Raw genomic sequence first — 7,078 nt, 5'->3', positions numbered from 1 at the left:
GTTTTTTAAGACCAGTCAAACTTTTTGAAGACTTTCTTTGCCGACTCGCAAGCAGAACCCCTGGGAGGACTGCTTGCTCATAACACCCGAAGGCGTTGTCAGCGCAGCCTTCGATTATGCATCGTTTTTGCCAGCATCGTCAACCTTCGAGGATTTTTTCGCTCGGCCTTCAAAGAAGCCTTCCGAAAGTCATCGAGGGCTTCCTCCCCTTCAGGTGAACGAGTCCACCTCTCTCCATACAGACAAGAAAAAAGCCGCTCAAGAGCGGCTTTCGTATTCAGCAGGTTGCTGCTTAGTAATAGCGCGAGCTGTTCATGCGGCGCATCGCTTCATACAGCGTGGGCATGCGCACTTGCTGAGAGCGGGCGCTGGTGCGGGCCAGTGCGTCAATCTTGGCAGCTTCGGCGGCGGGCACTGTGCCTTCCGATTGCTGGCGCCACATCGCAGCCTGCAGCTCTTGCATGATGCGCGGGTCGTTCTGGGCAGTTTCCAGGAAGCGGGCGTCGGCACGGGCAGCGGCGCGGCGTTCGGCGGCAGCGCGCCAGGCACCAGCGATGCTGCTCTGGCGCACCGAGCCTGCGAACAGCGCGAACAAGGCAATGGCAGTGAGGCAGAACACGGCCCAGACAGCGAGCAGGCCGCCTTCGTTCCAATTGGAAACGAGGGAGTCGGTCACCACCAGCACCGCCGCCGCGATGGCGACGATCAGCAGCGCGACGAGCGGGCGGGCGCCGTTGACGCCGGCGCGGGCGGCCTGGATCTGGCCGAACATGACTTCGGCGCGACGCACGCCGGGGTGGACAGTAGGTTGGTCAACGTGAACGAAGCTGGTCATGATGCATCCCTCCTGGGACAGTGTGGTAATCAGTGGTGGCGAACAAGGCCGATGCAGTGATATTAGGGCTTACCCTAGTGTGCATCAACTTTATCTTTCTGATGTTTATCATTCACAGGATTGATGGATGTCAACTTTCGCACGCTCGACCTCAACCTGCTTCGCGTCTTCGACGAGGTGATGGCGGAGCGCAACCTCACGCGCGCCGCCCGCAACCTCTCGATCACGCAACCGGCGGTGAGCAACGCACTGAGGCGCCTGCGCGAAGTGCTGGGAGACGAGCTAGTGCGCCGCTCCGGCGCCGGCGTCGAACCCACGCCGCGCGCGCTGGCGCTGTGGCCGACAGTGCGCGACGCTTTGCGCCAGCTGCAGCACACGCTGGCTCCCGGCGAGTTCGATGCAGGGGTTGCCGACACCACCTTCCTATTAGCGATGGCCGATGCCACCGCGGCCGAACTGGTCCCCGGACTGGTACAGATCGCCGAAAAGGAGGCGCCTGCCATCTCGCTGCGCGTGCTCCCGCTGACCACGCGCGACCCCCGCCGCATGCTGGAACTGGAAGAGGTGGATGTGGCCGTCGGCTATTTCCCGGCAGTGATCGCGAGCCTCGCGGCGCGCGGGCAGTCCGGCGTGGGGGTCGCGTTTGAAACCCAGCGGCTCTACCTGGGCCAGTATGTATGCGTGATGCGGCGCGGGCACCCCCTGGCCAATGCGCCCCTTACGCTCGACGACTATTGCGCGGCGCGGCACCTGCTGGTGAGTTTTTCGGGGCGGCCATACGGCTTCATCGACCAGACGCTGGGCGCCCTGGGCCGTGAGCGGCGCATCGTGGTGACGGTGAACCAGTTCTTCACGGCGGGACGGGTGGTCGCCAACTCTGACCTGCTGACAGTGCTGCCGCGCCACTTCGTGACCGTGACCGGCATCGACGACCAGTTGGTGCTGCGCGACCTGCCCTTCGACCAGCCGCCGGTGCATGTGGATGCCATCTGGCACCGGCGCGCCCAGCACGGGCATGCGCACGAATGGCTGCGAACGGCGTTGTTGCGCTCGGCAGCCGCGGCTTTCGCCGGGTCGGTCCTTGGGCAGAAGGTGCCCGGCTGACCGGAGAGATCAGCGAACGACGCTGAGCCAGGCCGAGGCGGCGGCGCGCAGTTCCTGCGCGTGGTGGGCTCCACGGCCGGCGCGCATGTCGGCGCTTTCCATCAGCGCGGCGGCATGGCTGGCCGGGGCGTTGGCAGCGGTGGAACGGAAGAAACGGGCCACTTGGGCAATGAGGCTGAACATGACGGTGCGCGGCTCGTGGCGGCGCTGGAGTGGTTGATGGTTCAAGAATAAGGGTTATCCCTAGTAATTCAAGCCAAGCCTTATGCGCTTCATGCATGGGGCAATTCACCTAGACTGCCCCGACGATGAAGCTTCAACTGCTCTCCGACCTGCACCTGGAGTCCCATCCCCGCTTCCATGCCGAGCCCGTGCCGGGTGCCGACATGCTGATCCTTGCGGGCGACATCGGCTCCTACCAGCAGGGCTCCCGCCTGACCGATGCCGACTTCGGCCTGGGCCGATTTTCGCCCCGCAACGGCTGGCCGGTGCCGGTGGTCTATGTGCCAGGCAACCATGAATACGACAACCTCGATTTCGACGAGACCCACGGCCGCCTGCGCGCACTCTGCGAGGAGCTCGACATCCTCTGGCTGGAGCGCGAAACGCGGGTGATCGACGGCATCCGCTTTGTCGGCACGACGCTGTGGGCTGATTTCGACGCGCTGGCCGAACCCGCCGACAGCCTGGCCGAGGCGCTCAAGAAACGCGGCAAGGCGATGCGCGCGGCCGATTTCTACCTTGAAAAAGCGGCCACCATGCGTAACGGCGAACTCTTCCTCGCCCCCCAGCTGCGGGACCAGGCGCTGGCCTGCCAGGCCTGGCTCACCGAGGCGCTGGCCGAGCCTTTCGACGGCACCACGGTGGCCATCACCCACTTCGCACCCAGTCTCGAGAGCGGCGACCCGCGCTACGGCCTGACGCCCGGCACGGCCGGTTTCTGCAATGCGCTGGACGAACTGCTGCCCCACGCCAAGCTGTGGCTGCACGGTCATCTGCATTGCCCTTCCGACTATGTGAAGAATGGTTGCCGCGTGGTAGCCAATCCGCTGGGCTACGCGCGAAATGGCGAGCAGGAGGGCTTCAGACCCCACCTGCTGATCGACGTGCGCTGAAAAGAACATCGGCACGCGCTGTAACACGGTAACGGCCGGCAACGTACGCGCCACTGCCGCTGTGTAGACTGATCCGAGCCCATCTCACCGATGGAGGAGAGCGCCATGACGCAACAGCAAGAACAACGACGCACTTTCCTGAAACAGACCGCGGGCGCCGCCGCTGCCACCGGCCTGCTGGGTGTCTGGCCCCGGGCTTTCGCCCAGGGTCCGGGCGAAGGCGCGGGCAAGGCCATGGGTCAGTTGTCGATGGCCGAGATGTCACGCCGCCTCGCCGCCGGCTCCCTCAGCAGCAGCCAACTGGTGGAGGAAGCGCTGGCCGCCATCCAGAACCCGGCCGGCGAAGGCGCTCGAACCTTCATACGCGTGCACGCCGACTCGGCCCGCGCCGCTGCGGCGCAGCTCGACACCGAACGCAAGAACGGCCGCGCGGCCGCTTCGCCGATCGCCGGCATCCCGATCTCGCTCAAGGACCTGTTCGACGAAACCGGCATCACCACGCTCGGCGGCTCGACAGTGCTGGCCGGCCAGCCGCCGGCCGCGCGCGATGCCCTCGTGGTCGAGCGGCTGCGGCGCGCCGGCGCGATCATCATCGGGCGCACCAATACAGTCGAGTTCGCCTACACCGGCCTCGGCATCAACCCGAACTACGGCACACCGAAGAACGTCTACGACCGCGCGACCGGCCGCATCCCGGGCGGCTCGACTTCGGGCGGCGCGATCTCGGTGGCCGACGGCATGGCAGCCGGCGCCATCGGCACCGACACGGGCGGCTCGCTGCGCATTCCGGCCGCCCTCAACGGGCTCGTGGGCTTCAAGCCGACACAGCGGCGCATTCCGCTGGACGGCGTGATGCCGTTGTCGACCTCCTTCGACTCGGCCGGACCGATGGCCTGGACGGTGGAAGATTGCGCCCTGCTCGACTCCGTGCTGGCCGCCGAACTGCCGCGCCCACTGCGCGTGCTGCCGCTGCGCGGCCTGCGTTTCGCGGTGCCCAAGACCTTTTTCCAGGACGACCTGTCGCCGCCCGTGGCCGCGGCCTTCGCGTCGGCGCTGGCCAAGCTCTCGGCCGCCGGCGCCACGGTCACCGAACTGCCCATGGCCGAGTTCGCGAAGGCGCCGACCATCAACCCGCGCGGCATGATCACCGCCGCCGAGGCCTTCGCCTGGCACCGCGATTTCATCAAGAGCGCCGCCGCAAAGTACGACCCGCGCGTGCTCGCCCGCATCAAGACAGGCGAAACCATCACCGCGCCCGACTACCTGCAGCTGCAGGCGCTGCGCCGCCAGTTCATCCGCTCGATCAACACGGCGGCCGCCGGCTACGACGCCATGCTGATGCCCACCACGCCCGACATCGCACCACCGATCGCCGACGTGCTGAAGGACGACGACACCTACTACCGTATCAATGCCCGCATGCTGCGCAACCCCTCCGTGGTGAATCTGTTCGACGGCTGCGCGCTCTCGGTACCTTGCCACGACGTCGGCACGGCGCCGGTCGGGCTGATGGTGGCCGGCATCGGCAACACCGACCACCGGCTGCTCGCGGTCGGCGCGGCGGTGGAAGCCGTGGTGACGCCGCGGCGCGCTCTCAGCAGCTGATACGGCACCCGCCTGCGCGACGGCCTCTTCGCGAGTCCTGGCAGGCGCAGCGGATGCCGACGAATCGGCGAAACAGCCCCTGCCCGCTCAGGCGCCGCGGCCCTTGGACACCAGGCGAATGCCGGGCATCAGCTCGGCCGCCAGCTCCGGCCGCTCCAGCGCGTAGTCGAGGTTCATGCGCGCGATCTCGACGTGCTCTTCGCCCAGCGCCTGCGCCCGCGAGCCCTGGCCGCGCTCGATGGCCTGCACCATCGCGTGGTGCGTGCGGTGCGCCTGACGCATCCACTGCTGGCCCTCTTCCATGGACGACTGCATTGGCAGCATGGCGCTCGGCGCGGCGAAAGGCTGGCCGCCCAGCATGTCCATCACGCGCTTGAGCGCGAGGTTGCCGCATCCGTCGACGATCAGCTTGTGGAAGCGGTCGTTCATCTCGACGTAGGCCGCGTAGTCGTCGATCTCCATGCTGGGCTTGTTCACCGCGCGGTCGCCGGCTTCCAGGCAATCCTTCAGGTCGCGCAGCAGCTGGCGCGGGGCACCGTCCTCGGCCAGCAGGCGCGCCGCGAAGCCTTCGATCACGCCGCGCACGCGAATGGCGTCGGCCACTTCCTGCGAGGTGAAGCGCCGCATCTGGTAGCCGCCCGAGGGCGACTGCTCGATCAGCCCTTCGTGCTCCAGGCTGGCCAGTGCCAGCCGCACTGGGGTGCGCGAGGCTTCGAGCTTCTCGGCCAGCGGGATCTCGGCCAGCCGCTCTCCGGGCCCGAATTCGCCCTTGAGGATCATGTCGCGCAGTTGCACGAGCACGCGGGATTGTTGGGAGTCCATCGACGAATTCTAGGAGACACGCCCGCCATTGCACGCAGCATATTTATCCTGGCTCGGATGTTGCATGCATAGACCAGAGGTGAGTGTCAAAAACCGACGATATGCTCAGCATTTACCCTGATTTTTACCTTTGCAAACCCCAGATTGGGGCTGAATCGCAGATGAAAGTTTGACCAGGATCGAGGATCACCAAGACAATGCATACAGTTGCATGCAATGAATGCAAGCCTCTTTCCACAGTCCCCACGATGGAGCCCGCACGATGATCAGCGCAGAGCAGAACGTTTTTCTCACCCGCGTCGGACCCGGCGCCCCCGCCGGCAAGCTGCTGCGCCGCTACTGGCAGCCGGTGGCCCTGGCCGACGAACTGGCGGGCCCGCGCCCCGTCAAGCCGGTGAAGCTCATGGGGCAGGACTTCGTCCTGTTCCGTGACGAGAACGGCCAGCTCGGCATGCTCGACCGCGACTGCCCGCACCGCGGCGCCGACCTCGCCTTCGGCCGCCTCGAGAACGGCGGCCTGCGCTGCGCCTTCCACGGCTGGCTGTTCGACGCGAAGGGCAACTGCCTCGAGACCCCGGCCGAGCCCGCCACCAGCAAGCTGTGCAGCCGCATCAAGCAGTCGGCCTATCCGGTGGTCGAGAAGAGCGGCGTGGTCTTCGCCTACATAGGCGAGGGTGAGCCCCCCGCCTTTCCCGAGTTCGACTGCTTCGTCGCGCCCGACAGCCACACCTTCGCCTTCAAGGGCCTGTTCGAGTGCAACTGGCTGCAGGCGCTCGAAGTGGGCATCGACCCGGCACACGCCTCGTACCTGCACCGCTTCTTCGAGGACGAGGACACCTCCGGGAGCTACGGCAAGCAGTTCCGCAGCGCCTCGGCCGACTCCGACATGCCCATCACCAAGGTGCTGCGCGAGTACGACCGGCCCGACATCAGCGTCGAGCCCACCGACTACGGCTTGCGCCTCAAGGCTCTGCGCAAGCTCTCCGAAGACACCACCCACGTGCGCGTGACCAACGTGGTGTTCCCGCAGGCCTTCGTGATCCCGATGAGCGCCGAGATGACCATCTCGCAATGGCACGTGCCCGTGGACGACACGCACTGCTACTGGTACGCCATCTTCACCAGCTTCACCGGCCCGGTCGACAAGCAGCAGATGCGCGACCAGCGCCTGAAGCTCTACGAGCTGCCCGACTACACCTCGCGCAAGAACAAGCGCAACAACTACGGCTACAGCATCGACGAGCAGCTCACCGAAACCTACACCGGCATGGGCGACGACATCAACGTGCACGACCAGTGGGCGGTGGAGTCGCAAGGCGCCATCCAGGACCGCACGCGCGAGCACCTGGGCAGCACCGACAAGGGCATCATTGCCTACCGCCGCGTGCTGGTGAAGGCCATCGAGGCCACGCTGGCCGGCGAGAGCGCGCCGATGCTCATCGACGCGGCACAGGCCAGCGCGATGACCGGGCCGCCCTCCATCGACGGCATCGGCCGCAACGTCAGCGACGAAGCCGCCACCGAGGCCTACTGGCAGGACGCCGACCGCGCGCGCCGCCTGAAGTCCGACTGGGCCTCCGCACGGCTCGCTGCCTGA

At 66.4% G+C, this 7,078-nt stretch carries 7 protein-coding genes; 4 read left to right on the top strand and 3 right to left on the bottom strand.

Annotated features, from left to right (window positions below; translation table 11 throughout):
* Window positions 1-292: 292 nt before the first annotated feature.
* Window positions 293-835, bottom strand: a complete 543-nt coding sequence (locus tag ACCD11_RS19110) for a hypothetical protein (protein ID WP_007838266.1) — start codon at window positions 833-835, stop codon at window positions 293-295.
* A gap of 123 nt (window positions 836-958) precedes the next feature.
* On the opposite strand from ACCD11_RS19110, the gene ACCD11_RS19105 reads away from it, so the two are divergent.
* Window positions 959-1,939 (top strand): LysR family transcriptional regulator, encoded by a 981-nt coding sequence (locus ACCD11_RS19105; protein ID WP_413315058.1) that lies wholly within the window; start codon window positions 959-961, stop codon window positions 1,937-1,939.
* 9 nt (window positions 1,940-1,948) lie between these two features.
* Here ACCD11_RS19105 and ACCD11_RS19100 read toward each other — a convergent pair whose 3' ends face one another.
* The gene (locus tag ACCD11_RS19100; RefSeq protein ID WP_042674327.1) at window positions 1,949-2,167 is read right to left on the bottom strand and encodes a hypothetical protein; all 219 of its coding nucleotides are present in this window, start codon (window positions 2,165-2,167) and stop codon (window positions 1,949-1,951) included.
* Window positions 2,168-2,247: 80 nt separating this feature from the next.
* On the opposite strand from ACCD11_RS19100, the gene ACCD11_RS19095 reads away from it, so the two are divergent.
* Window positions 2,248-3,054 (top strand): metallophosphoesterase, encoded by an 807-nt coding sequence (locus ACCD11_RS19095; RefSeq protein WP_413315057.1) that lies wholly within the window; start codon window positions 2,248-2,250, stop codon window positions 3,052-3,054.
* Between the two features lie 105 nt (window positions 3,055-3,159).
* Window positions 3,160-4,659: an amidase gene (locus ACCD11_RS19090; RefSeq protein ID WP_413315056.1), complete on the top strand. Its 1,500-nt coding sequence runs from the start codon at window positions 3,160-3,162 to the stop codon at window positions 4,657-4,659.
* An 87-nt stretch (window positions 4,660-4,746) separates the two neighbouring features.
* Here ACCD11_RS19090 and ACCD11_RS19085 read toward each other — a convergent pair whose 3' ends face one another.
* Window positions 4,747-5,481 (bottom strand): GntR family transcriptional regulator, encoded by a 735-nt coding sequence (locus tag ACCD11_RS19085; RefSeq protein ID WP_413315055.1) that lies wholly within the window; start codon window positions 5,479-5,481, stop codon window positions 4,747-4,749.
* Between the two features lie 262 nt (window positions 5,482-5,743).
* On the opposite strand from ACCD11_RS19085, the gene ACCD11_RS19080 reads away from it, so the two are divergent.
* Entirely contained in the window at window positions 5,744-7,078 is a 1,335-nt protein-coding gene (locus ACCD11_RS19080) for a Rieske 2Fe-2S domain-containing protein (RefSeq protein ID WP_413315054.1), read from the top strand.

Origin of the sequence: Variovorax sp. Varisp36, from assembly GCF_047304235.1 — a bacterium.
Classification (GTDB): Bacteria; Pseudomonadota; Gammaproteobacteria; order Burkholderiales; family Burkholderiaceae_C; genus Variovorax.
The sequence above is the reverse complement of the archived record's forward strand: the minus strand, read 5'-3'. Positions and strand labels throughout refer to the sequence as shown.